Annotated in this window: 27 protein-coding genes and 2 pseudogenes; 14 read left to right on the forward strand and 15 right to left on the reverse strand. The window is 38.1% G+C overall.

Annotated features, from left to right (window positions below; genetic code table 11):
• Positions 1–203 precede the first annotated feature (203 nt).
• The 5 genes from CUU64_RS16660 (at position 204) to CUU64_RS16685 (ending at position 5473) form a co-directional block, all read left to right on the forward strand.
• Positions 204–932 (forward strand): FadR/GntR family transcriptional regulator, encoded by a 729-nt coding sequence (locus CUU64_RS16660; RefSeq protein WP_101634760.1) that lies wholly within the window; start codon positions 204–206, stop codon positions 930–932.
• A gap of 157 nt (positions 933–1089) precedes the next feature.
• The gene (locus CUU64_RS16665) at positions 1090–1806 is read left to right on the forward strand and encodes a (Fe-S)-binding protein (RefSeq protein ID WP_101634761.1); all 717 of its coding nucleotides are present in this window, start codon (positions 1090–1092) and stop codon (positions 1804–1806) included.
• A gap of 51 nt (positions 1807–1857) precedes the next feature.
• Positions 1858–3282, forward strand: coding sequence for a LutB/LldF family L-lactate oxidation iron-sulfur protein (locus tag CUU64_RS16670; protein ID WP_101634762.1), 1425 nt, complete (start codon positions 1858–1860; stop codon positions 3280–3282).
• Entirely contained in the window at positions 3282–4001 is a 720-nt protein-coding gene (locus tag CUU64_RS16675; protein ID WP_101634763.1) for a LutC/YkgG family protein, read from the forward strand. The genes CUU64_RS16670 and CUU64_RS16675 overlap by 1 nt, the downstream gene beginning before the upstream one ends.
• A gap of 440 nt (positions 4002–4441) precedes the next feature.
• Positions 4442–5473, forward strand: a complete 1032-nt coding sequence (locus CUU64_RS16685; RefSeq protein WP_101634765.1) for a zinc-binding alcohol dehydrogenase family protein — start codon at positions 4442–4444, stop codon at positions 5471–5473.
• A 219-nt stretch (positions 5474–5692) separates the two neighbouring features.
• Here the strand turns inward: CUU64_RS16685 and CUU64_RS16690 are convergent, their stop codons facing one another.
• Both CUU64_RS16690 and CUU64_RS16695 read right to left on the reverse strand, forming a co-directional pair.
• A complete protein-coding gene (locus CUU64_RS16690; RefSeq protein ID WP_101634766.1) occupies positions 5693–6154 on the reverse strand; it encodes a YfmQ family protein in 462 nt (153 codons plus the stop codon).
• Between the two features lie 215 nt (positions 6155–6369).
• Positions 6370–7506, reverse strand: a complete 1137-nt coding sequence (locus CUU64_RS16695; RefSeq protein WP_180954648.1) for an FAD-dependent monooxygenase — start codon at positions 7504–7506, stop codon at positions 6370–6372.
• Between the two features lie 734 nt (positions 7507–8240).
• Here CUU64_RS16695 and CUU64_RS16705 point away from each other — a divergent pair.
• Together CUU64_RS16705 and CUU64_RS16710 are read left to right on the forward strand one after the other, a co-directional pair.
• Positions 8241–9584, forward strand: coding sequence for an MFS transporter (locus CUU64_RS16705; RefSeq protein WP_101634769.1), 1344 nt, complete (start codon positions 8241–8243; stop codon positions 9582–9584).
• 330 nt (positions 9585–9914) lie between these two features.
• Positions 9915–10133, forward strand: a complete 219-nt coding sequence (locus CUU64_RS16710) for a KGG domain-containing protein (RefSeq protein ID WP_101634859.1) — start codon at positions 9915–9917, stop codon at positions 10131–10133.
• Between the two features lie 153 nt (positions 10134–10286).
• On the opposite strand, the gene CUU64_RS16715 is transcribed toward CUU64_RS16710, so the two are convergent.
• The gene (locus CUU64_RS16715) at positions 10287–10607 is read right to left on the reverse strand and encodes a hypothetical protein (RefSeq protein WP_101634770.1); all 321 of its coding nucleotides are present in this window, start codon (positions 10605–10607) and stop codon (positions 10287–10289) included.
• Between the two features lie 592 nt (positions 10608–11199).
• Positions 11200–11520 (reverse strand): hypothetical protein, encoded by a 321-nt coding sequence (locus CUU64_RS16720; RefSeq protein WP_101634771.1) that lies wholly within the window; start codon positions 11518–11520, stop codon positions 11200–11202.
• A gap of 162 nt (positions 11521–11682) precedes the next feature.
• Here CUU64_RS16720 and CUU64_RS16725 point away from each other — a divergent pair, with 162 nt between their 5' ends.
• A complete protein-coding gene (locus tag CUU64_RS16725; RefSeq protein ID WP_101634772.1) occupies positions 11683–11949 on the forward strand; it encodes a hypothetical protein in 267 nt (88 codons plus the stop codon).
• Positions 11950–12145: 196 nt separating this feature from the next.
• Here the strand turns inward: CUU64_RS16725 and CUU64_RS16730 are convergent, their stop codons facing one another.
• The gene (locus CUU64_RS16730; protein ID WP_101634773.1) at positions 12146–13336 is read right to left on the reverse strand and encodes a YhgE/Pip domain-containing protein; all 1191 of its coding nucleotides are present in this window, start codon (positions 13334–13336) and stop codon (positions 12146–12148) included.
• Between the two features lie 169 nt (positions 13337–13505).
• Between CUU64_RS16730 and CUU64_RS16735 the strand changes: the two genes are divergently transcribed.
• Positions 13506–14123 (forward strand): TetR/AcrR family transcriptional regulator, encoded by a 618-nt coding sequence (locus CUU64_RS16735; protein WP_101634774.1) that lies wholly within the window; start codon positions 13506–13508, stop codon positions 14121–14123.
• Between the two features lie 480 nt (positions 14124–14603).
• Here the strand turns inward: CUU64_RS16735 and CUU64_RS16740 are convergent, their stop codons facing one another.
• The 4 genes from CUU64_RS16740 to CUU64_RS22725 form a co-directional block, all read right to left on the reverse strand.
• Positions 14604–15620, reverse strand: coding sequence for a hypothetical protein (locus CUU64_RS16740; protein ID WP_101634775.1), 1017 nt, complete (start codon positions 15618–15620; stop codon positions 14604–14606).
• Positions 15621–15973: 353 nt separating this feature from the next.
• Positions 15974–17182: an MFS transporter gene (locus CUU64_RS16745; protein ID WP_101634777.1), complete on the reverse strand. Its 1209-nt coding sequence runs from the start codon at positions 17180–17182 to the stop codon at positions 15974–15976.
• Between the two features lie 225 nt (positions 17183–17407).
• On the reverse strand, positions 17408–18280 hold the full coding sequence (locus CUU64_RS16750) for a LysR family transcriptional regulator (protein ID WP_101634778.1): 873 nt from the start codon (positions 18278–18280) through the stop codon (positions 17408–17410).
• A 127-nt stretch (positions 18281–18407) separates the two neighbouring features.
• On the reverse strand, positions 18408–18542 hold the full coding sequence (locus CUU64_RS22725) for a hypothetical protein (RefSeq protein ID WP_257985557.1): 135 nt from the start codon (positions 18540–18542) through the stop codon (positions 18408–18410).
• 126 nt (positions 18543–18668) lie between these two features.
• Here CUU64_RS22725 and CUU64_RS16755 point away from each other — a divergent pair, with 126 nt between their 5' ends.
• Complete coding sequence (locus tag CUU64_RS16755; protein WP_101634779.1) at positions 18669–19247, forward strand: RNA polymerase sigma factor; 579 nt, start codon at positions 18669–18671, stop codon at positions 19245–19247.
• Positions 19237–20361 (forward strand): DUF4179 domain-containing protein, encoded by a 1125-nt coding sequence (locus CUU64_RS16760; protein WP_101634780.1) that lies wholly within the window; start codon positions 19237–19239, stop codon positions 20359–20361. Before CUU64_RS16755 ends, CUU64_RS16760 begins: the two co-directional genes overlap by 11 nt.
• A 101-nt stretch (positions 20362–20462) precedes the next feature.
• Here CUU64_RS16760 and CUU64_RS16765 read toward each other — a convergent pair.
• Positions 20463–20633, reverse strand: a pseudogene (locus CUU64_RS16765) (GNAT family N-acetyltransferase); the annotation flags it as partial.
• Between the two features lie 179 nt (positions 20634–20812).
• Here CUU64_RS16765 and CUU64_RS16770 point away from each other — a divergent pair.
• Positions 20813–20995, forward strand: a complete 183-nt coding sequence (locus CUU64_RS16770) for a hypothetical protein (protein WP_101634781.1) — start codon at positions 20813–20815, stop codon at positions 20993–20995.
• Between the two features lie 290 nt (positions 20996–21285).
• Here the strand turns inward: CUU64_RS16770 and CUU64_RS16775 are convergent.
• Positions 21286–21417, reverse strand: a pseudogene (locus CUU64_RS16775) (IS110 family RNA-guided transposase); the annotation flags it as partial.
• 225 nt (positions 21418–21642) lie between these two features.
• Positions 21643–21798 (reverse strand): DUF3934 family protein, encoded by a 156-nt coding sequence (locus tag CUU64_RS16780; RefSeq protein ID WP_101634782.1) that lies wholly within the window; start codon positions 21796–21798, stop codon positions 21643–21645.
• A gap of 368 nt (positions 21799–22166) precedes the next feature.
• On the opposite strand from CUU64_RS16780, the gene CUU64_RS16785 reads away from it, so the two are divergent.
• Positions 22167–22595: a histidine kinase gene (locus tag CUU64_RS16785; RefSeq protein WP_257985558.1), complete on the forward strand. Its 429-nt coding sequence runs from the start codon at positions 22167–22169 to the stop codon at positions 22593–22595.
• A 145-nt stretch (positions 22596–22740) separates the two neighbouring features.
• On the opposite strand, the gene CUU64_RS16790 is transcribed toward CUU64_RS16785, so the two are convergent.
• Together CUU64_RS16790 and CUU64_RS16795 are read right to left on the reverse strand one after the other, a co-directional pair.
• Positions 22741–23184, reverse strand: coding sequence for an SLAP domain-containing protein (locus tag CUU64_RS16790; protein WP_257985559.1), 444 nt, complete (start codon positions 23182–23184; stop codon positions 22741–22743).
• Positions 23185–23357: 173 nt separating this feature from the next.
• Complete coding sequence (locus tag CUU64_RS16795; protein WP_101634783.1) at positions 23358–23612, reverse strand: YetF domain-containing protein; 255 nt, start codon at positions 23610–23612, stop codon at positions 23358–23360.
• Positions 23613–23636: 24 nt separating this feature from the next.
• Here CUU64_RS16795 and CUU64_RS16800 point away from each other — a divergent pair, with 24 nt between their 5' ends.
• Complete coding sequence (locus CUU64_RS16800) at positions 23637–23870, forward strand: recombinase zinc ribbon domain-containing protein (RefSeq protein ID WP_257985560.1); 234 nt, start codon at positions 23637–23639, stop codon at positions 23868–23870.
• Between the two features lie 21 nt (positions 23871–23891).
• Here the strand turns inward: CUU64_RS16800 and CUU64_RS16805 are convergent, their stop codons facing one another.
• The gene (locus tag CUU64_RS16805; protein ID WP_101634785.1) at positions 23892–24134 is read right to left on the reverse strand and encodes a hypothetical protein; all 243 of its coding nucleotides are present in this window, start codon (positions 24132–24134) and stop codon (positions 23892–23894) included.
• Between the last annotated feature and the right edge of the window lie 259 nt (positions 24135–24393).

Raw genomic sequence — 24393 nt, forward strand, 5'->3', positions numbered from 1 at the left:
ATCTGATGACCGGGTCATTAACCATGTATATGAGAAATTATAGTAAGCTTTCATCGAATTTACAACTATATTTGTCGAATTGTTTGAATATTTTTTTCATTTCGATTGTTCTCGACAATCCTTAAAAGAATATTCGACTATTTTGTAATTATATGTATAATGGTATTTAAATTTTCTAAAAAGTTGGTGTGGAGGCTTAAACCTTGGAATATAAAAAAATCGAGCCAAAGAAAAAATATGAAGAAGTCGCTGAAACGATATATGACATGATCAGGACAGGAAAACTGGAACCCGGACAAAAACTACATTCCGTTCAGCAGCTGGCAGAAATTTTTCACGTGGGCCGCTCTGCCATTAGGGAAGCATTAACAGCATTAAAGGCAATGGGACTTATCGAAATCAGGCAAGGCGAAGGCACCTACATCAAAGAATTTGAAACTGAACAAATTGCATTGCCCTTGTCCACCGCGATTTTGATGAATAAGGAAGACATCTCCCACCTTTTAGAGGTCAGAAAAATCTTAGAAACCGGTACCGCGTATTCGGCAGCGCAAAAAAGAACCTACGCCCAGCTTTTGGCAATGGAAGAGGCACTGGAACAAATGAGGCTTATGAACGGAAACGAAGAACTCGGAGAAAAAGCAGACCTTGCCTTTCATTTTGCGATTGCAGAAGGCTCACAAAATCCGTTGTTGATCAACCTCATGAATCATGTCGCTGGGTTGATGGGAGAAACGATGAAAGAAACGCGCCGCCTATGGCTGTATTCTAAACAAACAACCACTGACAGGCTATATGAAGAACATCTAGCCATCTATCATGCTATTAAGTCGCAAGATGGAGAAAAAGCAAGAACCATCATGCTTGAGCATATCGAGAATGTAGAAAAGGTCCTTACCAATTATTTCAAAACAACAAAAATGGATAAATGACCTCCCATTTCTTACCGAAGTTTTTTATAAGAAAAATGTAACCCCTTTCAACATAGATGTAAGTATAGTAAAATTGTTTTGAATATTCATTTACATGTACAAGTCATCTGATGACCAGTTCATCAGATGCATGATATTGATCCAAGGAGAGATAAATATGAAAGTTACTCTTTTTGCAACATGCTTAGTAGATATGTTCCAAAGCGATGTGGGAAAAGCAACGGTAGAATTATTAGAACATCTGGGATGCGAGATAGATTTTCCGGAATCCCAAGTATGTTGTGGACAACCAGCCTATAATAGCGGCTATGTCAAAGAATCGAAAGAAGCCATGAAAAAGATGATCCAGACATTCGAAAGTGCCGAATATGTTGTTTCGCCATCTGGTTCATGTGCTGCAATGTTCCGAGAATATCCCCATGTCTTTAAAGGGGACAGTGTATGGGAGCCAAGGGCTAAGAGGCTTGCCGAAAAAACCTACGAATTGACCCAATTTATTGTGGATGTCTTAAAAATTGAAGATGTAGGTGCAAGTTTCAAGGGCAAAGCTACCTACCATACCTCATGCCATATGACAAGATTGCTGGGTGTAAAGTCTGCACCTATGACTCTATTGGAAAACGTGGAAGGGCTCGAATTTACAATGCTGCCCGGGAAAGAACAATGCTGCGGCTTTGGAGGAACTTTCTCGGTTAAAATGGGACAGATTTCCGAACAAATGGTGGACGAAAAGGTCCTGCATGTTGAAGAAACAGGAGCTGAATACTTAATTGGGGCTGACGCTGGCTGCATAATGAATATAGGTGGACGTATTGGACGAACTGGCAAGCCAATCAAGGTGCTGCATATCGCTGAAGTGTTAAACTCGCGCTGATGTAACAATGAAAAACTTAAGTTAGTATTTTTAAGGATGGAGGGAATTCCTATGACAATGAAAATCGGGACTGACGATTTTAAAACGCGCGTTGAACAGGGCATCAATGATTCTTTTATGCGGGGCGCTGTAGCTGGGGCACAGGAAAGAATGGGATCCCGCAGAAAAGATGTTATTTCCGAACTGAATTGGGAGGACTGGCGGTCACACGGGGAAGAAATTCGCCAACATGTTCTCGAGCATTTGGATTATTATTTAGAACAGCTTAGCGAAAATGTCGCAAAACGCGGCGGCCATGTCTTCTTCGCGCAAACCGCAGAGGAAGCGAATGAATATATCCAGCAGGTAATTGCCAAGAAGGATGCAAAAAAGGTTGTAAAGTCAAAGTCTATGGTAACGGAAGAAATATCGTTGAACACTGCTTTGGAACAAGCAGGCTGTGAGGTAATTGAAACAGATTTGGGGGAATATATCCTTCAGGTCGATGACCATGAGCCTCCCTCTCACATCGTTGTTCCAGCATTGCATAAAAATAAAGAGCAAATCCGTGATGTTTTTACAGAAAAACTGGGCTATCAAAAAACGTCTAAGCCTGAGGAACTCGCTGGGCATGCGCGGGAAATGCTTCGCAAGGAATTTCTTACAGCCGATGTTGGAATTACTGGCTGTAACTTTGCAGTCGCCGAAACTGGATCATTCACCTTGGTGACAAACGAAGGGAATGCAGATCTCGTGACAGCCCTACCCAAAACGCAGATTACTGTAATGGGAATGGAACGCCTTGTCCCAACCTTTGAAGAAATGGAAGTACTTGTAAGCCTTTTGACAAGAAGTGCGGTTGGACAAAAGTTAACAAGTTATATCACCGTCCTTACCGGTCCAAGGGAAGAATTCGATGTGGATGGACCTGAGGAATTCCATCTCGTCATCGTTGATAATGGCCGCTCCAATATTTTAGGAAGTGAATTCCAATCTGTCCTGCAATGTATCCGATGTGCAGCCTGCGTAAATGCGTGTCCGGTCTACCGCCACGTCGGCGGCCATTCGTATGGATCCATCTATTCAGGACCAATCGGCGCTGTACTCTCTCCATTGCTCGGCGGATATGATGATTATAAAGAACTGCCTTATGCGTCTACCTTGTGTGCGGCATGTACGGATGCTTGTCCAGTAAAAATTCCTTTACACGAACTGCTTCATAAGCACAGACAAGTCATTGTCGAAAGGGAAGGAAGAGCACCCATCTCCGAAAAACTAGCGATGAAAGCATTTGGTTTAGGTGCTGCTTCACCTATGCTGTACAAGATGGGGTCCAAAATTGCGCCTGCAGCCATGAATCCATTTACAGATGGGGATAAAATTTCAAAAGGGCCGGGGCCATTAAAAGCGTGGACCGAAATCAGGGAATTTCCAGCTCCGAATAAAGAAAGATTCAGAGATTGGTTTAAAAATAGAGAAAAAGGGGGCCGCCAATAATGCAAGGCACCATTCAAAACCGTGAAGCGTTTCTAAACAATATTGCAAGCCGCCTTGGCCGGGAGCGCTTATCCAAGCCAGTTCCATCCCGGGCCTGGCAATACCGGCCCCAAGACGAAGTGCTACAGGGCGCTACAACTGACGAATTAGTCGAAGTCCTGAAAACCCATTGTTTAAAAATCCATACAAGTCTAGTCATAACTGATCTAAAAAACTTGCCCGGAACCCTTGAAAAAACGGTGGCGGACTACGGGAATGAATCGATTGTGACATGGAAAGACCAAAGGTATTCAGATTGGGGTCTTGATCCATTACTTAAAGATACCCTTCCCCGGCAAAATATTGACGTTTATGAATGGGATTATAAAAAAGGCGATGAAAATATCCGCCAGGCTGAAAAAGCCAATATCGGTATCACGATTAGTGAAATTACACTTGCCGAATCCGGTACGGTTGTCTTATTCAGTGACAAGGATAAAGGAAGAACAGTTAGCTTCCTTCCTAAGACCATTATTTGCTTAATTCCAAAGAGTTCGATCGTGCCCCGTATGACCCAGGCAGCGCGAATCATACGTGAAAAGCATCTGAGCGGTAATCAGGTTCCCTCCTGTATTAACTTCATCACCGGACCAAGCAACTCCGCCGATATCGAGTTAAATTTGGTAGTCGGCGTACATGGGCCGGTTAAGGCAACTTATATTTTGATAGATGATTTGTAGGATGGTTTTTTCGACCGACTACATGGGATATCGGAAGAAAAAAGCTGACGCATTGAAAAACGCCCTAAGTGATGCTAATCACCCGGGGCGTTTTTTCACCTTTTATTCCTCTTCTATGCCGATGGCGTCATCATTGCAGGAAACATTTTTGTACAAAATCAATGGGGATTTGTCCGAAAAGCATATTTATTTGTCCAAATTGCTCGGGAATTTGTCCGAAAAGACCATTTATTTGTCCAAATTGCTCGTAAATTTATCCGAAAAACAATTTTATTGATCCAAGATGTTGGCAATTTATCCAAAGGCATTTTTAGTGGCGAAAATCATTGGAATTTGTAATTGGGTTTGGGGCCAAATTCACCATTGCCCCCTCTTAGCACGTAATATTTTAATCCATTCCTTCCAAAGGGTATACTAACACTGAAAGGACGTGATTTATTATGGATACAATGAAGGCAGTAGGACTAACCCGATACCTTCCAATTGAAGATCCAGAAAGCCTTGTAGATGTAGTTATAGAGAAACCGAGAGCGACCGGTCGTGATATTTTGGTGAAAGTCAAAGCCATATCGGTTAATCCGGTTGACACCAAGGTACGGGCTCCTAAAGACAAAGTAGAAGAAAATCCTAAGATTCTAGGTTGGGATGTTGCAGGAGTTGTTGAGGAAGTGGGCCCTGACTGCTCGTTATTCCGTCCGGGGGATGAAGTTTTTTATGCTGGTAGTATTGCACGGCAAGGAGGAAACAGTGAATACCATCTGGTAGATGAACGGATCGTTGGGCGCAAACCTGCTTCCTTGAACTTCGCGGAAGCGGCAGCTCTTCCTTTAACCTCTATCACAGCTTGGGAAGCGCTATTTACACGTATGTCGCTTTCACGGAATCCGGGTGACAACGAAGGCAAGTCCTTACTTATTATTGGGGCAGCTGGGGGTGTTGGGTCCATTGCGATTCAGCTCGCAAAGCAAGCGGGGCTGACTGTAATCGGTACTGCTTCCAGACCAGAAACTGTCGATTGGGTTAAATCAATGGGCGCCGACTATACCATTAACCATCATGAGCCGCTCCTTCCACAGCTTCAACAAATGGGGTATGAAACGATTCCGTACATTTTCTGCTTGAATGCTTTGGAGAAACACTGGGAAGGAATCAGTGAAGCGATCTCTCCCCAAGGGGTTCTATGCGCAATTGATGATCCGACCTCCCCGCTTGACCTTACCCTTCTAAAGCAAAAAAGCGTCACCTTTGTATGGGAGTTTATGTTTACGCGAGCGCTTTTTGAAACGGATGATATGATTGAACAGCACCGGTTGCTTAATCAAATCGCTGATGCTGTGGACCAGCATAAATTGAAGACAACGCTCACTGACATACTCGGATCCATATCTGCAGAGAATCTTCGTCAAGCCCACAAGCTTTTGGAGAGCAATAAGGCAATTGGCAAGGTTGTTTTAGAGGGTTTTGGTTCATAAATTGGTCATTAATTAAAAAGGCCGACTGTTGAATACAGTCGGCTGTTTTTTGTACTAGTGGAGTTGGCCTTTAATTGAACTTCTCTCTCCCCATTAGTTCTATAGAAAAAGGATTGGTACTGCTATCCCGTCTTTAACTCAAGGACCCAGTTCAATAGAGCCAACCATTTATATTTTAATCATCTTAAAATATGGAAACATAGGTCATTAACTTATATTTCAAGCCATTTCTTTTAATACATTTAGAGTAAATCCATTAGTTGATGTTTTTTGCAGAGCATCTGACCTAAGACTATAAGAAACCACTTTCTTCTTGCTCTGCTTGACTACATCAACGTGATCATCGTAACTATATACAAAAATGTTTACATCATTATTGCTTCTTTTTACGTTGATGACAAATGGAATAACATTAGTCTCTGGATGTAGAAATAATTTTTCATTGCCTGGAAATATATAATATTTTTGCAAAAAGGTAGCTTCATTAAAATAGTCAGTAAATCTAACTTTCTGTTCCTCTTCTAACTGCTTTCCGTTAAATGTGATAGTAACATCTTTTGAATTAAGTTTTGGGTGAAGTGCAAATTTACTTAAAATCCATGCCACAACTGCACTTGGAGGATTCATTAAAAATTTTAAAATACATCCAACCACTATCAAAATTGCAACAGTCCATGTCATATCATATCAACTCCTTAGGTGTTACGAATTTACCTGTAGGTACTCATTATATTACTATTTAAATGGAGAGTCACACAAATCCTGCCTCCGTCGGAATTTCTCCTTCCCCCGAAGATACTAATTTATTATAATAAAAAATTAATCTTTTGTTAAGAAATAATAGTAAACTCCAACAATGCAATTTCCTCCATACTTCGGATTCATAGAAACAAGTGTTAGGACAGATTCCGTTCAAACAAAAACTTCAATCTCCAGATTAGAAGTCGGGATGGCACAAAATGAAAAATAAAATTTCGTATCCAGGCTAAAAATGGAGATTGTATCTGTGAAGCCTTGCCAATCATTCGAGAGATTTGAATGACTTTTTTGGTGTGTCCCGTACGCTCTTTTTCGTACATGTTCAGGGCTTGATTTACTTCGTAACGCTTTAAAAGATTGGCAAGTGTAACTGCGTCTTCAATGGCTTGTCCAGCTCCTTGCCCCATGTTGGGTGTCGTTGCATGGGCAGCATCGCCTAATAAAACAATCCGGTTAAACACAAATTGAGAGAGCGGCTTTATATCTGAAATATCATGATGCAATAGAGTATCGGAATCGGTATTTAAAATCATATTTCTCACAATCGGAGGATGGTCTTTAAACATTTCGGCAAGCCGTTCTGGCCCAACATTTTGATAATATGCATCTTGTTGCTCGGCATTAATGCAGGCAAACCAGTATAGTTTGTTATCTATGAGCGGTGCGTAACCAAATCTTCCTTTAGTTGACCATATCTCAGAGGATGTATCTGTATTGACCAATCCATTATTTCCTGTAACCCCTCGCCAGCATGTATAACCTGCATACTTAGGTGTGCTTTCCGGAAGGATGGCTTGTCTTATCACTGATGAAATCCCATCCGCTGCAATTAATAAATCTGCGTGTACTTCCTCCCCATCCTGAAACGTCGCATATACTTTATCATTTCGGTACGTAACATTTAGACAATGTTTATTAAAATGTACATTTTGTTTGAACAGATAGCTGTATAATATTTGATGTAAATGTCCACGGTGGATCGTCAGGTTTTCTACCCCAAAGTTTTTATTGAGGTGGCCAAAGTTGATAAAATTAAGCGTTTCCCCTTTTTCGTCCAGGAACAAAAGTCTATTGATCGGGTTGCCGAATTTCCTGACGTCTTCCCCAATGCCCAAATCAATAAGTGCCTGTAATGCATTAGATCCGATCCCTATGCCTGTTCCAAGCGGTTCGAATGATGGGGACCTCTCATACACATGCACCTCATGTTGTGGTTGAAGTGCTAATGCTGCAGTAAACCCTCCTATCCCACCACCAATTATTATAATTTTCATCCGGCAAGACCCTCTTTCCATTTCGCTTTCCTTGATTCAATCATTCACCAGGACTATGAGTATTGTAATACAAGTGGTACCGCACACAATTCTGTTCTTAAACGTAAGCTGCCGTTTCACATACGCTACCTTAAATGCATTTATACTCCTAAAACCTAGTGCTAGCAAATAAATAGAAGTGGTAATTCTATTGAAGAACTACCACTAGCTTATCGCTGTTCATTAGATTTACTTCCTGCACCCCTAAGACTATTATAATATTTTCATCCGGTAAAATATTATACTTACATCTTGCCACTACTACTGGAGATGCAAATGCTAAGCAGTGTCTAAAATATAAAGAAAAAAGAGAAATAAAAGAATAAATGATGTCATTAAGTTGCAAAATAAACATCCTCTTTACACATATCAAAAATTTGGGGGAATAAAAGATTGTGCTTATATAAATGTTCACACCTACGATTTTGTTGATATGCCCTCATAAAAGTTTCTATCTTATATACTTGTACCCAGGATTTCTCCGTCATTTGATTTCTTTACTTTTGAAACAGTTAACCCATCACCGATTGGAATAGATGCTTCTAAGCTGTTCAGCTTCTTAGAATCAAGCATCACCATACTCACCTGGTCATTTAAAGGAACCTACTCCCTATAATGACAAGCAATTTTTTCCACTTTTTTGTTTTAATTATGGTATAATCCTTCTCTAAATGTAAAGAAGGAGAGCAAATCAAATGAAAAGCAGAACTTCCGTAATGATTAGTATTGTACTTGCTATGCTGGTAGCATCAATCGATACGACTATTATGAATACTACCATGCCCATCATCGCCGAAGAGCTGGGCAGATTTGACCTGTACGCATGGTCATTCGCTACATATATGATAACCACTACAATTCTGTCACCGGTGGCTGGCAGATTATCTGATTTATTTGGAAGAAAAAGAGTATTTGGCACCGGTATTATTTTATTTTTACTTGGATCACTTCTTTGCGGGATGTCAGCAAATATGGTCCAACTGGTAATCTTCCGCGCAGTCCAAGGAATTGGAGCAGGGTTCATGATGCCGTTCCCTGCCATCATTGCCGGCGATTTATTTCCAGTCGAAAAAAGAGGAAAAATACAAGCCCTGTTTACTGCTATGTGGGGATTATCAGCTATCCTCGCGCCCTTGCTTGGCGCGTTTTTCGTCGAGTATATGACATGGAGATGGATCTTCTTGATCAATTTGCCTGTATGCATCATCGCCTTCCTTACACTATTACCTTATAAAGAGGATTATCAGCCAAAAAAAGCAAGTGTGGATTATGTTGGCGCCGTACTTTTCGCTGCCGGTATTACGTTCCTTCTATTGGATACCGTAGTTGAAGACAATAGAGTTTTATATACCTTGCTTGGAATCGCTTTTATTGTCGTTTTCTACTTTTATGAGAAACAGCAGGCTTCACCAATTGTTCCCTTATCCATGTTTAAAAATAAGACGATTTCATGGATCAATATTAATGCCTTTATTGGAACGGCAGCCCTATTTGGTACATCCAGCTATATCCCCTTGTTCTTACAAAACATAGCTGAACTATCCCTTTTCCTGAGTGGCTTTACCCTTCTCGGTGTTGCGATCGGCTGGATGGCAGTAGCTGTCCCTGCCGGTAAATGGATCATGAAATACGGATACCGCAGCTTGTTGATTATTGGGAACGGCCTGTTACTAGTTTCAGGAATTTTACTGATTCTTCTAAATGAACATCATGGTTTCTGGTATGTGTTTGTTATTATGATCGTACAAGGATTAGCCTTTGGCCTGCTGTCAACCGTTGGACTAATTGGCTCCCAACAATTAGTTGGCGGGCATGAAAAAGGAATATCCACTTCATTTTTTATGTTCTGCAGAAACATGGGTACCGCAATCGGAGTTACCATCATGGGTGCCTTATTAACAAGTGGTTCCGATTTTATGCAAGGAATTCATCATCTATTCATTTTCGGATTCGCTGGAAGCATCTTAGCTTTCATAACATCCTATTTCATAAAGAATGATCCATCTAACTCAGAAACCAACGTTCTTCCTGCGAAATAGTGTTGCTGAATGTCATTTTATTACAACTAAGAGAGTGAAGTAATCCAATCCGCGCATAGTGCTTTTACTCAATAGCACCATAAAGGCTTCACGTGCGAGCATAGACTCCTAAAAAATGAGAAACGACTTATGTCGCTTCTCATTTTTTACATATGTATTTTCAACATTTTCTTGGAAACATTAGCAGGTAGCTTTTCACCCGTTATTTCAAGAAAGGCAGCCTCCCATCAACCCCTGCTCCAACAAAATACCAGAAATAAATGTTTTGAATTTTTTGATAAGGGAAATGAAGTACCATTGACAGAATTAAATCCTAAAGGAGGAATATTAATGGCTAAGAACGATAGAGAAAAGAACGGTAAAATGACCGTAGAAGAAGCTGGACGTAAGGGCGGTGAGGCTACAGCTGAAACTCATGGAAAAGAATTTTATCAGGAAATCGGGCGTAAAGGCGGGGAAGCTACTGCCGAAAATCACGATAAAGAATTTTACCAGGAAATTGGTGAAAAGGGTGGAAAGGCGCGAGCCGAAAAGCGTAATGATGATTAAAAACTATAGATAAACACAGAACTAGAAAAGAGCGAAGGATCTTCATCCCCTCTTTTCTAGTTTTCTGTGTGTATATTAAGCCTAATTACCTTGAAGAGTGCGGGCAAGATTACATGTATTCAGAACCTTATTTGAACATCAAGAAACTAATAGTTAATTTTTTAATAGTTGTGTAATGTCAATATCAGTCATTGCCAAAGCGTCAGAAAAAGTTTTTACTTCTTGTTGTACCCAGTAATCATAGATTCGTGCTAAATTTTTCCTGTCATATACGGTATTCTTGTAAGCGTTAAAAAAATACACTAACAAAACATTCACTACCACAGTAGGTAATTGATTGCGGTGGGATAAGTTTTTAAAGGCAATTTTATCTAAACCTCGAATGTTACCTTCCAGAATTCCCTTAAGAGTTTCCGAAGGTGATTTACTCTGACAGAATTTCATAAAGCCAGGATCATATATATCCATTATCATTGGGTGTACTCCTAATTTGTGAATTTATCCTGTTACTATATCACAAATTCACATGAATATTACCTATAAAATGTAAAAATAGTAAGGATATAAAAAGACAATTTATGTTAATTTACACCAACCGATAAGTCAAATCGTTCTGTTTTATTGCCTGTAACGCTTCACCATGAGAAGGGAAAATTAGACAAGCCGCTCACGTTCATCATCAGATATAACAAATAAAGTAAGTGTCTGGTGGTTGTTCATCTAATGTTTTATAACGACAACAAGGACAAGTATATTTCAGATTTTCACCTCATACTGTTTCTTTTGCTTTGCTATTTCTTACTAATCCACGTTGATGTCATTCTCCTTTTTTTCCATTTAAGATAAGGGCCCTAAACATTGTAGCAGAAATGGGCGGGAATATAAGACAAAGTATTCTAACCTTCCCCGTTAGCTAAATAAGAAAAAGCCACCTTATATTCATGGACGCTATTTTTCACGCATTGTATAGTTAGGTTAATGAAGATGGTTGTTCAAAACATGTTATAAGTTTGTCAAAACTCTATGAGGTGACAAATGAATTTAACGGCTTAAAAGGAGAACTTCGTTATTTTGCTTCTTTTTTTCGTCTCCTTCTAACCAATAAATAAATCAATAATATAGCTGGAACAATGATCATTAGTATTTGCCCTATTACCCACAATATATAACCAATGTATTGGGAATCTGTACAAACATTAGGACCACACAGATATTCACGTGCATCATCCTGAAAAATATCTATAATAACTAATGGTAATCCTAGGAAAAACACAATGCCAAATGTATAAAATAACCAATATAATATCAAAAAGATAAATATTAATTTTAGCAATATTTTTTTCACAGTACTCACCTCAGGAATAAAATATCCTGCTTCCTGAATCAATAATTTGTTTCTTCACAATCTGTTATCTCGCCTAAGACAAATATTGTCGGTGGATGATCCAACCAGATAATGTTATAATAATTAACATTAAATAAATATTACTTGGGTCCTTTTTGACTTCCCATAGTCCCTTCCCTCAGTAATGGAAAGGAGACTTAACAAATGTCCAAAGACCATTTAGTAAAACTGTTAGAAGAACTTTGTTTCTTTGGTGATGTCGAAATCACACATACCTTTTCAAAAAATCAAAAGCCTATACTGTCAGTATGTTGCATAAAGAAGGAAAATTTATTTGAAGTATCATATTTATTTCAGGTGACTTATATACAAGACCAAACTTCAGTAATATATAAAACTGTAGATGATGCCGCAACAGCTATTGACGATAGTCTAAATAATAGCCCAGAAGAAGCCGCTAATTTAATTTAGTGGCTTTTTGCTTTGTGCTTAAAGTAATTACTCATCATATTTTTTAGAAGCAGGTTTCTGTACTGGGGTTGCTAATCTAACTAATAAAATCTTATCCCAGGCTAACCAATTGTATATCATTATTCATTGATCTCACTTTACACCACTGATGACTAAAATTTTGGATAAAAAATGAAAAACAAGCATTGTTTAATGTTTACATTTTTCGAGAATCAGATGCTACTTCCCTCAATCTATTACGTTTTAAAGTAGTACCTAGTATGACAATCATGCTTCCTAATCCAAGCCAGAAAAGGAAAGTAACTGAAGTATCCCATGTTAATCCTTCACCAAAGAAGAATAATTTTCGAAGACCTTCTATCATAAATCGCATTGGCAACCAAGAGTAAATCCAATCCCGATAAAACGGAGACATCATTTCAGGTGCCATTGCCAGTAAAGGTGCTCCAAAGAATAGCAATAAGGCAAAGACTGCAATACCCTTAATCCCAACTAACGAAAGTACAGCTAAAATCATTAGTATGAAGCTAAATGAGGTAATAGATAAAAATAAGGCTGTATCCATGTAATCTGGAATATTCAGTCCTACCATTCCCTCTGCTATCCAGGTAAATCCGAATCCAATAACTAGTGCTACAATACCACCCATTACAATTTGCCCTACCTTTGTGACAAGACTTTCTTTTCGAGTGCTGATCGGCAATTTACTAATGGCAATAAAGAGAATCGCTGCACTAGCCAAACATGCCATCCATAATGGCTGGAATAATGAAATAGGAGAATTTCCGTTAGCACTATCCGTTCCGATTTCATTCACATTTGTGACTTTCTTAGCGATTGGAACTGCAAGGCTAGCAGCCTGTTTCGCCGTTATAGTTGCTCCTTGCTTTTCAAATCCATCAAGAAGTTGTTGACGGACAGTGTTGTTCATATTGTCCACTACCCCATTCAAAACCTGTCCTGCCATAGTTGATGCAGCCGTATTCATTCCCTGATTGATAAATATTTGTACTTCTGGTGAAGTAGGTGCTGGTGTCCGTAATGATGCTTGCTTCGCACTAAAGTCTTTCGGAATGACCAATGCTGCATAATATTTTTGATTATCCAACCCTTTTTGTACTTCCTTTTCGGACTTTACTTCAACCCATTTAACAGCAGGGTCTTCGTCCTTTGTGGTTGCTGAAGTTTTTTGCATCATTTCAATAATCGTTTGACCCATATTCATCTTTGGTTGATTAGGAATATCCAATCCCTCATCCTCATTCACGATCGCAATAGGCAGATTTTTTGGCTGCGGTTGAACCGACGGAAATAATGTTAGTGAAAAAATAAAAATGATTGCTAATGCGATTATGGGCGAAACTAATAACAGTTTGTTTTTGAACATATATTTTACCCTCCTTGTTTGTTTGTTATAATAATAAACAACCTGTTGTTTATTATATTTCAAATTTTATAACTGAATCCTATTCTGTTCAATAATCAAAAATATCGGATGTGTTGGTTACGGAACACTTTTTATAAATGTGTTGGATAAAAGTTAGGGAGGAAGTAACTTGCGTGAAAGTAATACGGATTTACGGGTCATTCGGACAAAAGAATCCATCCGAGATGCCCTCGTAGAATTAATCGAAGAAAAAGGTTTCGATACCATTACGGTTAAGGACATCACAACTAGAGCAAAAATTAATAGAGGCACATTTTATGCACACTATCAAGACAAATATGATTTAATGACTCAATGCGAAGATGAAATAATGTTTGAAATGTCCAGAATTGCAAAACAGAACTTTCCAAATGTAGCTGCTGAAATTGAAACTAACTCATCAACTTTAGCACCCTTTTCTCTTGCAGTTTCAATATTTGAGTATCTTAATGAAAACAGTGGTTTTATGAAAGCTGTTTTAGGTGCAAAAGGAGATTTATCATTCCAAACAAGACTGAAAGATTTTATGTGGAAAACAATAATTGGAAATGATGTAAACGGAATGATCAAACAGGAAAATTTACTTGTTCCAGGACAATACTTAATTTCTTATATTGCGTCTGCACATATAGGGGTAATTCAACAATGGTTGAATAGTGGCATGAAAGAATCTTCTCAAGAAATGGCTCGTATTCTATCGACCATTACAGTTAATGGTCCATTCTTTGCTGCTGGGTTAAAAAAATAAATTGGTAAAAGGGATATTACCTAAAAAACAGGTACTGTCCCTTTATTATTATTATGCTTCTTCAACTAACCGCACCCTTTAGTTTAATAAGGACTCTCGCGTTAGAAGGATTAGATAACTATGGAGTACATTATTCAGAGGAAATCGTTAAAGGAGATTTAGATGAAACAAGCAAAAAAATTGTTGAAGAAGTTATTAACACGAACCGCAGACATGTTGAAAAGTTAAGCCAACTTCTCCATTAAAACTTGAATAGGACCATTAAAGCCATTTGATGGTCCCTCCTTGTACCTTCATACTTCTTCATCCCTCCTGCACACCAACAAAATGGTTAGTTAAACTACAACAATGTTATTTATCCTGCTTGTTCAACTATCCTGCCCCGTTTGTTCAATAAGAAATTCAACAAAAAAAAGGCGGTTAATCCTTCTTGGGTCAACGCACCTATCTACAAGTGATCCTTAATTTGATGTATCGCTTTTATAAATTTAATTTATTTTCAATTTCGAGGGTTGGAAAATAATCACCAAATTCATTAGTTTCCTTTTCATTACGATGCATACTAATAGTCCCTATTCCATCATAAGTAATAGTTAGTATTTGCCAACCTTCATAGTTTAATAATTCATCTGATAATTGACTATATGAATTAACTGCCAAATCCTCAGCAGGAAATAGTTCATTGGGTGCCAAAACAATCGTTGCCTTTACTTCACCATTTTCAAAAGCAACGTTGTCAAAAGTGTCATTTTCCCCAATAGAATAATTTGCTATAATTTCTTTTGCTTTTTCTTCTGTAATTTGCTGTTGCGATTGTTCAACTGCTTCTTCCTCAGATTCCTCTAATTGTTCCTCTTGTCTTTGTTCTTCTTCTTCAATTGTTTTTTCCTTGGAGAGGCTTGCTAAAAACTGTTCTTTTGTATGGGCGTTACTAACCAAAAACGTTTTTGATTCTAAGGTTATTTGCTCAGATTCTTCGTAGCTGTTTATTGAAATGGCCCCACCGAAATCTTCTTCTATCCCACTTAAATAAAGGTCGGATAAATACTCAGAACCCAAAAGTTCGCCCCAGGCCTTATTTTTTGAACCGCTGAGTTCTACAGATAAGCCTATTTCATAGTTCCCGTTCGGAAATAAACGATCCTCATCCGGAACAAATTCAGTCATTACCTTACCGTCCTTATCAACAGTCACAGAGATAAGATTGTCTAATACAGCAACGTCTTGAATAATATTTTCATTTTCAGGTACTGGAACTAAAGTAACGTCTACTTCAGTGCCTTTTGGTAGGTTGGTATGTAGGAGTACCTCAATTTTATTTGTTTCTGGCACGTATTTCGCATCAACAATATCAAAAGACATATTCCTTGTTCCCTCTTCTGATTTCGGAAACGCTTTGTCGAACGCACTCACAGGATTTTCTTCCGGAGCCTGTGTACATCCAACCAATAAGAAAAATAATGCAAAGATAAAAAAATGATTTCTATACTTTCTCAATTTCTGATTCCCCGTCCTTAGATGATTTTTCCATTGATTATTATACGGTACGTGCCTTTTATAAACCATTGAGAAAAAATGGTATATGTTTAAGTGGTTTTTCGTAACAATTGTTGGTTTTACAGAACGGGATAAGACTAGACCACTTTAAGATAACGATTGCTACGGAAACCTTCTTTAAGTAAACTGCCCCTTTAGTGGAACAAGAAAAGCTGCTTCAAAAGCAGCTAGGATCTTATACTCAAGCACCCTTTAGTTTAAGTGAATTTATTCACAATTTCATAAATGAAAGCAATTTTATTTATCAGTTAGCAGTGTTTTTAGTTACCTAATTCTTTACCTAATTCTTTACCTCATTTCCTTTTTTCCATAGTGATGCTACCAATCGTAAGAAGAACTCCCCCGAATACCATGATAGAGGCTACCCATGGCGTGTGGTTTATTCCAATGGTATTCGTAACAATCCCTCCCACATATGCACCTAACGCAATCCCACCATTGAACGAAGCAATATTAAGTGATGAAGCAACATCGACTGCACTAGGAACATAACGCTCCGCAAGCGTTAAAACGTATGCCTGCAAAACTGGAACACTCATAAAAGCCAATAACCCCATACCTATAACAGTAATAAGACCAACCACTTTAAACGGAGCGGTAAATGTGAAGAGTAACAAGATAATTGCTTGAACGATAAAAATATAAAATAAGGCGATAAGCGGTTTTCGGTTTCCGAAACGCCCTCCAATTGCATTTCCAAAAGCAATGGCTATCCCATACAAAAATAGAATGATACTTATGGTTGCAGCACTAAAGCCAGTAATTTTTTGAAGGATTGGGGAAAGATACGTAAAAGTAACAAACGTTCCACCATACCCCAGTACCGTAACTGCCAAGACCAGTAAAATCCTCCCATTTGTCACTAATTTTAGTTGATCTTTATAGGATGCCGGCGGTCCCGCTTTAGACAGTTGATCTGGAATGGCGAATGCATTTAAGATTAACGCCAGTATACCTATAAACGCAATTCCATAAATCGGGTATCTCCATCCGTACAGTTCACCGACATAGGTCCCTAATGGAGCACCTATTGCAGTAGCAACTGTAAACCCGCCAAATACGAATGCAATTGCCATTGCTCTGCGGTCCGCAGGGACAAGACTTGCAGCCACTGTTGAACCTATTGCAAAAAATACGCCATGGGCGAATGCAGAAATTACTCGTCCTATCAGCACAATACTGAATGTAGGGGCTGCCGCTGTTATGATATGCCCGATAATAAATAAGATAATGACAGACAATAGAATCTTTTTCCTCGAAAATTGTGCCGTCATGGATGTCAAAATAGGGCCTCCAACCGCAACTCCCAAAGCATACATAGAAACAATCAATCCAGCAGTAGATACCGATATACCAAATTCCGATGCAACCCCTGGTAGGATTCCAATGCTGATAAATTCCGTTATCCCAACGCCGAAAAACGTTACAGCCAATGCTATTAACGCAAACAGGTTTCCATGTCGTGCTTTAGGTGACGTGTGTGCAAGTTGTTGTACGTTCATTTGAAATTCTCCTCACAAGTAATGTAGTTTATAAATTTTGTACCAATCCAATTGTTTAATTAGATTTGTTAGTTACAAACGTTATTCTAATACTCGACCATATATAAAACAAATTATGTTTTTATATATTAATGATAAAAATATTTATAGATGTTTTAATTATTAAATGAAAATACAAAAAAAATCACCAAATTATATGGATGATAGACTAAAACGAGTACAAAGTTACCATTGATTTCGTATTTTTTGGATAAAATCATTAATTTCAGGAAGATGTTTATCTTTCGTCTGATATGCTATAAGAAGTTTGTTTTTAACTTTCAAATCTTCGAATATGATTTTAGATTTTGCTTCATCCATTGAATTTCTTAATAAATAGGTTGGAATTAAACTTATTCCAGCTCCGTTTTCAATTGCCTTAAGAATCATGTGCAAATTTGGAATTACATGAATAGGTTTCATGATTGGACGCTTTTTAAAATGTTCTCTCCAAAATCTTCTTATAATAGGTAATTCTAACCCATAACTAATCCAATTTTGCGACGAAAGCCATTTTTCTTTTTCCTCATTGTTAATACCCTCTTCTATTTCCAAATGTTTTGGGGCAACAATAACAAATTCCTCTTCAAATAACGGAACATATTCAATGCCTGGAGCTTGAAACTTTTTTGAAGTAATAATAATATCAACTGTACCTTCTTTCAATAACTCTAAAAGCTCATCGGCAGTTCCAAAGTAAGAAACCGTATTTGTTTTAAATTCTTGAAGCTGATTTAGAATAATTTCATAAAAGTTCTCGATTGCTGAACCAATTCTGATTATAGATAGAGTTGGTAATGATGCACTTTTAAAACTTAATGTTGCTGCCTCTAATGATTCAACAAGAGGAGCCAACTGTGAATATAATTCCTTTCCCCTTTCAGTAGGGACCATTTTCCTTGCAGTTCGTATAAATAATGGCTCCCCAACCTCAGCTTCTAAAGAAGCTAAATGTTGACTCATAGCTGGTTGAGTCATGATGCGGGTTTTTGCAGCTTCCGACACCGAATTATATTTATATATATAAATAAAACTTCTATACCACTCAAAATCAATCATATAAAGAATCACTCCATTATAATTCGTATTTATTGAACTAAATTCTACAAAAAGCTTAATAATCCAATTCTTTCACATTTCAATTAATTGTTGTTTATCCTTATTCTATTTTAATTCTTTACTCATTTCACGTTATTAAAGTAACCTGCCCCGTTTGTTCAATAAGAAAAGCAGCCATAAATGAAAGCTGGTCCGCAACCCTTTCCCCTGTTAGCTTAACAGAGTTGAGGAATATAGACTTACTACTGATTAGATTCAGCATTATTTCACTCCGGTACTCTGATAATGGTATTATAGCCTTTCTGAAAAAAATTTTTTTTAAATGAAACCAAACTAGTGGCTAAAAACGACTTATTACTAGAAACAAAGAAAATGGAGGTACCCCATTTTGAAAAATGATATCAATTTGATGAACCGCATCCGCTTAGGGGATGAGAAGGCATTCAGCCAACTGGTTGAGGAATTTTTAGCATCTGCCTATAAAACCGCCTATTTGGTTCTACGGTCGAAAGAAATGGCAGAGGATGCCGTTCAAACTGCATTGGAAGACTGCTATATAAGTATTATGCGAAATAAAGAGATACGAAATTTTAAAGCTTGGTTTTATCGTCTTGTTTATCTTCGATCCATCGATCTCTATCGAAAAAACTCCCGGCAACAAGCGGGCAATATTGACGAAAATCCCGAAGCACTGGCGGCACTCAATTCTGCCTCCGCACAGCAGCAAGCCATCCAAAACGAGAATACTAAGGAGATGCTCGGGATGATTACCAGTTTAAATGAGGAGCAAAGTGTGCCGATGCTGCTTTACTATTATGAGGGGTTTTCGGTAAAGGAGATCAGTCTTATCCTAAATGAAAATACAAATACAATTAAAACCCGACTTAGCCGTGGCAGGAAAAAGCTTGCCGAAATGATGCAAAAAAACAGCGAATATCCCTTGGAGGTAAAAACCTATGGTGTCTAATAAAGAGAATATGCACAAGCACACCAATCTGGATCAGCTTCAGGTCCCAGTGTCTCTTGAAAACTTTACGAAAAAGCTGCCTCAACGTTATCAAAATGGTGAATTTGATGACAGCCGCATCAATCAGGTTGACAGAGAATGGGGACAGTATGAAAAAAGAACGAGGAAACAATGGAGTGCAGTGAAAAAATCAGCTGCAACCGTGCTGGCTGCCTCAGCCTGTTTTCTATTATTCATTGGTTCCGGCTTTGTATCGCCAACGATGGCCAAAATGGTCTCAAAGATTCCCCCGCTGAGTACTATTTATGATCGCTTTGATACACCAGTACAGCAGATTGAAAAGAACCTTAAAAAAGAAGGATTCCCGGTTAAACAAGTGGGCGAACATGTAGGTGGCAGCAAGGAAGGTGTTTATATCTTTCTTGATGCTTCAAAAGAACAGGTAGAGGAAATGAAAGAAGGCGTTGAAAAAACTGCTTTCAACATAATTAACAGTAACCAATATAAGGGTACAATTTATGAAGATTATTATGTGAAGGTAAAACAACATAAAGAGCCTTCGCAGGAATGGAAAGAAGAAGATGCCCGTAATCAAAAGGAATGGGATGAACTAGCACAAATAGTTGAGCCGATCCTGAAATTTCACGATTACAAGCAATCATGGGGAGGCGGACAGAACACGGTTCATCTCGAATTCCCCAATACAGAAAGCCCCGAAAAAATTGCTGAAATTGAAAAAAACTTAACCGATGCTTTGAAAGCAGCCGGCAAGGACAACGTAAAGATAGAACGTCGTATTTTTAACTTGGCAAAGGAACAGCAGTACCAGCGGTGGGGAAATGTGATTTCCGGTATAGCGGGCGAATTAAAAATGTACAAAAAATACAAAGTTTCTAGTGTCGGCTATAAGAGTCTAAAGGGCGAGATGATGCAAATCCACATTGGCATTAAACTCCCAAGTACCGACCCGAAAGCAGCAGTGCTGGCAGCTGATCTTCGAACCATGATTGAAGAGTTTATCCATACTGACGAGATCTGGAACCAAGTAAAGCAAGACGATGGCCATTATGAAATCATCATTAAGGGTAAGGATAAAAAAGTCATTACTGAATAAACGGAAAAGATTAGGGACCAATTCTTTGAGTTGGTCTTTTTCTGTTGCATTCCAATCTTTGACTCTTGCCCCCGTTTGTTGAATAGTGAAAACTAATTATGTTTAAAACCAAATTCATCTATGTATGCTTCACCTTTTTCTCTATCCATATTTTCTGTTTCGCCATCAATTTGCAATCTTACTTCAGACAAGTTTTTCGCATCATTTTCGTTTGCTGACCTTATGATATAACGTAAATCATGAACGTGAAATTCCTTTTCATTAACTCTCATTACAAACTCCTTCTTTCACTTATCTTCTTAAACAAACCTGCCCCGTTACTTGAATATAGAAAGGCGATCCCTCATTATTGAAGAATCGCACCCGTTAGCTGAATAAGGAAAAAGTCTAATGGCTCCAGGTCAGTATCTTGGGCATAATACGGTTTATATACATTCGAGAGGGGGATAGTATGAGGCTAAGAAATGGAGATTTTTATACAAATGTTTTTACCAATAAGTTATATAGGTTAAATGAAGATAACGATAGCAGCTGGTACTTGAGTTTGCGTGATGAAGAGGGTTATCATGAAACAGAAAAAATATCAGGGCGTGATATGATTAGATTGGTGAAAGGTAGTTATGAAAAAAGCTAATAAAAAAGCTACCCCATTCCTGTCATAGCACTGTAATCAGATTTTTTTAGTGGAAAGTAGATACTAGAAACAATTATAAGATTATATTTACTTAAGTCTAAACGACTTGGGGAGGAAGTGAATCGATATGAACGACCAACAATCCGAAGAAATGATTAAGCAATTAGGAAGGATTGCGGATGCTTTAGAACGTATTTCACCGCCACCGCCAATAGACCCTGTTACAAAAGATTCGAAAAAATAAAAATATAAGTCGCTTCTTAAAGCGGCTTTTTTTATCCCTTGGTACGCAATAATGTTCCACGGAAGTTAACAGCTCGAGCAACGTGTAATTGTTGGGCTATATCCACACCTACAATTAGATGTGTATCAGAAGTTCTTTCGATTAGTTGATTTTGTTTGTCTTGCATTTTAAAATTCATAGTAGGGCTTCCTCCTTAAGACTTTGAGTTAGATTGGACTCTATACTCGTATCTTACTGAGGGGCTCTATTTTTTTCAAACCGATATTTAACGATCTACAGGAATGCTAATCTGCCCCGTTTGTTCAAAAAGAAATTGAAAAAAAGCATTAATCCCTGCTGGATCAATGCACCCATAAGCTAAGTAACGAGATGGCTTTTATCCAAAAGTCTTTAAATCCCCACTTTATTGTTGAGGGTTGTTTGTACTATCACTATGTTTAATACCTTTGCTTTTATAGGGCTTGGCACTCTTTGCCTTATTTTTACTTGCTTGCCAACGATTCCAGCCCTTCTTTCCAGTTCCTCTTCCTGTTCCGCCTTTGCCCTTAGCTTTACTCATTATATCAACTCCATTATGTTTGTCCGTTTAAGCAGCTTTGTTGATTAGTTTGAACCACTTGACTACGGGTGAAACCTAAAATATTTTATGTCACAATAAATCTAAATCCTCCAACGTGTAAATAGCCCGAACTAGCTATCAGTACACATACGATTAGGGTTATTATATTTAAAAGATTAAGAAAGTAATAAGGAGAGGTCCTAAATGTATTACCGTGTTTTGCATATACTTACTGTTATTTTACCAACTTTATTAATCGGAGGATGTGAGTATATACTCCATGACTTCCTTCTCGGACCATTTTCGATGGAAACAGGAAATGTATATATAACGATTCTTACGTTTATTCTCTCTTTTGTTTTTTTTGGGTGTTTCGGATTATTAAATCTTCGAATGAACTGCTGGTTCAAGAACAGGCGAAACGGGCTGTCTATGAAGAGAGGGAAAGACTTGCTCGGGAACTTCATGACGGAATTGCACAATCCCTTTTCTTCCTATATATTAAACTTAAGCAAGGCGACACTGAGACTGCTTCCCGTGCTGTTTCAATCATTGATAATCATGTTCGTCAATCTATATTTAATCTCCGATCTATTCCAGAAGAACACGGTTCATTGAAATCCAGAATCACTAGCTGGCTATCCAATTGGGATTCTATGACAGGTATTCATCGAAGAAGAAACTTTAGTTTTTCACATAGGCATTGGTTAATAATAAAAATCACTCATGGAACAATGTGCAAAGAGCACAACAATCTCCCTAAAAACGCCAGGCCTTGTTGTCCCTACTCTTGTTGAACTAACCTGCCCTGTTAGTCCAAAATAAACTAAAAAAGAGGGGTTACCCCTTCTTGGATCAACACCTCGATTAGCTTAACACCATCTTGATAACTCTCTACCCTTTTGAGAAAACAGCCAATGTAAAAAAAATTGCAAAGTGGATCTAAAGTATTTCTAATCGCCCATTCTCAAAAGAAGACTGTGGTATATAACTATCCTTTGGAAATATAAACGTCCAGGGCATACTCACTTGAGATGAGATAGTAAGTGCAGGTAGATTGAATGCCTTATCTGCAATGACCTCTCCCTGAATGCTGTAAAGTAATCTGGCATTATTAAAAGTAAGCGTATGGTCGGTAAAGTTATGGACCAATACAGACACTAGTAGTGCCTCTTTATGGTTGATTGCTTCTCGAATAGGAGAGCATAGAATGTTGGAAATATTTAGATATTTTGTTTCACTGAAGATTCTTTCTATTTTTTGTCGGTCCTGAGCAGCTAAGGCTTTATCCCAAGACTCTTCAAATTGTAATTTTTGTATAACTAAAACCCCCTTCCGAAGGTTAAGTGTAACATAGGTGAAAGAATGGATTAAACCAATCTGCACGATATTCAAGACTGTATAATAGTGTTAATTTTTTTACCGTTTGGCTTTTTTTTAAAAATCTTTGTATTGCGTATTCTCCGCTTCGGTATAAGCCTCCAAAAAGTGTGGTGAAGTTTGCGCCCCTGCCATAATATTGACTGGAGAAATGACACCATTTTGGGCCAACAAATCCACTAGTTTTTGAATATCCTCTTTGTTACAGCTGCTGATTTATTTGGTTTTAAAGTAACAGAGAATTTCCCACTGGACTCTAAAAAACATTCCGCTACATCTTGAATATTCCCTACTTTTTGTTTGCGAAGTGCAATCTCCAGTTCGTCAGTAGTCAATCGAGCCTTTTTTATTTCTTTCATCATCATTTGTCCATCTTTAATTAAAATGGAGGGTTGACCGAGGACAAATGTTCTTATTATCCTTGACCTTTGCATTAAACAAAAAAAGTAGTCATTTTGTTGCTAAAGTGCGGAAAATGTGGATCCGGGATGAGTTATGACCGTACCGGCTCAAAAAACAAACCGTATGGAGTATACCGATGTTCCGCCAACAAAAACAAGGAGACTTGTACAGGGAAGGTGTACCCTTCCGAAGAAATGGAACGGCTTGTAAAGGAAGGCTTGCAAAACCTTTCCAATGAATTTGCTCTTGGCTTTGTGCCAACCATCACTCCGGCACAAGAAATCACATAACTGTTTACAGGTAAAACAATATTATTGGTACGAACTAGAATCTAATAAATACTCGGATAGTTGAGCAATCATCCCCCGGAATTCAGCAGGATTACAAAACTGTTCTTCGGTAAAATTCGTCCTTACCCATTGAATCAGTTCCGCTGGACTATTAAATACTTCCCCGCTCGTATCGCTTTTTCGAATCATATAGCGACCATTGTCCTCATCTAAAGTGATTTCTACTGGAAAAGCTCCATCAAAGCTGCTTAAAGAAAATTCCATTTTCTTTACCCCCGACGCCAATGAAATGGCTTTTTTGCATATTATATGTATGTATTTTATTAGCATTCATTATTATTACTATCGGATATAAAGCCATTTTCCGCCAATTAATCCATTCGCTTTTTCTAGTGTAGAAAAGGTATGTTCTTGTTTATTCCATGTAAGTACCGAAAATAGTCACTAAAGTACATTTTTTCACTCTCTTCAATAGTCAGTTAGAGATTCACGAACATATGACAAGATTGCTTCACTACTTTTG

It is taken from the genome of Bacillus sp. V5-8f (assembly GCF_002863565.1).
Classification (GTDB): Bacteria; Bacillota; Bacilli; order Bacillales; family DSM-1321; genus Peribacillus.